The organism is Parabacteroides hominis, from assembly GCF_014287585.1.
Classification (GTDB): domain Bacteria; phylum Bacteroidota; class Bacteroidia; order Bacteroidales; family Tannerellaceae; genus Parabacteroides; species Parabacteroides hominis.
On record NZ_JACOOJ010000095.1, the window covers coordinates 1 to 1,518 of the forward strand.

General features: G+C 45.6%; 2 protein-coding genes. Both read right to left on the minus strand.

Going from position 1 to position 1,518, the window contains the following annotated elements; genetic code table 11:
• Window positions 1-204 precede the first annotated feature (204 nt).
• Entirely contained in the window at window positions 205-1,053 is an 849-nt protein-coding gene (locus tag H8S65_RS20790; protein WP_366498282.1) for an IS3 family transposase, read from the minus strand.
• 32 nt (window positions 1,054-1,085) lie between these two features.
• A complete protein-coding gene (locus H8S65_RS21215; protein WP_255489343.1) occupies window positions 1,086-1,466 on the minus strand; it encodes a transposase in 381 nt (126 codons plus the stop codon).
• Window positions 1,467-1,518 lie beyond the last annotated feature (52 nt).

Consider the following 1,518-nt stretch of genomic DNA (forward strand, 5'->3'; position numbering starts at 1 on the left):
ATGTCTATTCCTAAAATCACTTGTCATTTTTTGGGTAGTTAAACGACTTCACTTGTCAATACTATTTCAGTTACCCTGGCTCGCTTGTCACCTCTGCTTAATTGTCCCGAAAGGCTTGTCAGCGTGAGTGGACAATGGATAATATCTGAGAGAACCTTATTCTCGGCGCACAAATGTAACGTATCATATACAGAGCGGCAAGGATCAGAGGCTTTTTTTCCAAAGATTTTTCCCCGGCTTTTCTCCTTTATAAACCTCCATCGGGCATTTCATCCCGATGCTCATATGGGGTCTTCGGTTGTTGTAAAAGTCGATCATGGCTTTTATCTCGGCACTCGCCTGCTCCTTGTCCCTATACATTTCCTGCTCGTATATCCATTCGACCTTGAAGATCCCGTTCTGCCTTTCGGCTACGGCATTATCCGTAGGTTCGTACCTTTCCGTCATGCTTATCCGGATGTGGTGGTCGATCAGGCAGTCCACGTAAGCGTCGCTGGCATATTGTGATCCTTTGTCGGAATGGTGTATGGTACCGCAAAGGTTTCCACCTTGGGCTGTCCGTATCGCCATCCGCAAGGCTTCAAGCGTAAAAGAGGCCTCGAGCGAGTCGGACAGGCGCCATCCCAGCACGGCGTGCGAATAAGCATCGGTGACAAGATGTAGGTATAACACATCCCCCAATATCCATACATACGTAATATCCGACACCCATATATGGTTGGAATACAGGGCTGTCATACCTTTTATGAGATTGGGGTACTTCTTGTAGATATGCTTGGAATCCGTTGTGCGCCGGCGTTTGTTCGGCTTGAGTTTGAAACCTTTTGATTCATACACTTTCAAGAATGAATCCCGACCATGCGTTACCTCACGGCCCAAATCATTTTCCAACAAATGGAACAATTTGAACCCGCCTATCCGGGGGCAACACAGCCGATAGAAGCCCATCATGTCGACAAGGAGCTTGACACGCTGCCTCTCTGAGACTTCATGCTTACGGTTTGCATAATACCATTGGCGTTTTTTACCAAACAGCCCGCAAAGAGTGGCCACGCTTTCGCGCGGGTACTCCTCGCGTAACGCCGTTACCGTTTGGCACCATCTTTTTTTAATATGCTGATGCCTTCTTCCTGTTCTGCAATCTCTATCATTTTCTCGAAGGCACGGCTTCGCATTTTCTCTAGTTCCAGGCAATGCCGCAATTCGGATATACGCTTTTGCAGTTTTTCTGTTTCTGTCAATTCAGGTTGCTTTTCAGCCATATCGAAGGATTCTATTGTTGCTGATGGCAAAGATAATTCTTTTGAGGCTATGGGATACTCTTTCTGCCATCGGTACAGGCAACTATGATCCAATGAATATTTCTTGGATATCGCATATTGACTCAATCCGCTGCTGTAATATTCACTGAGAACGGATAATTTGAATGTCTCGCTGAACATTCTTCTGGGCTTTCTTTTTTTCATTTCTATACTTTTGTAAGACCCAAAAGGTGTCAAGCTATTTCAGTACAAGACA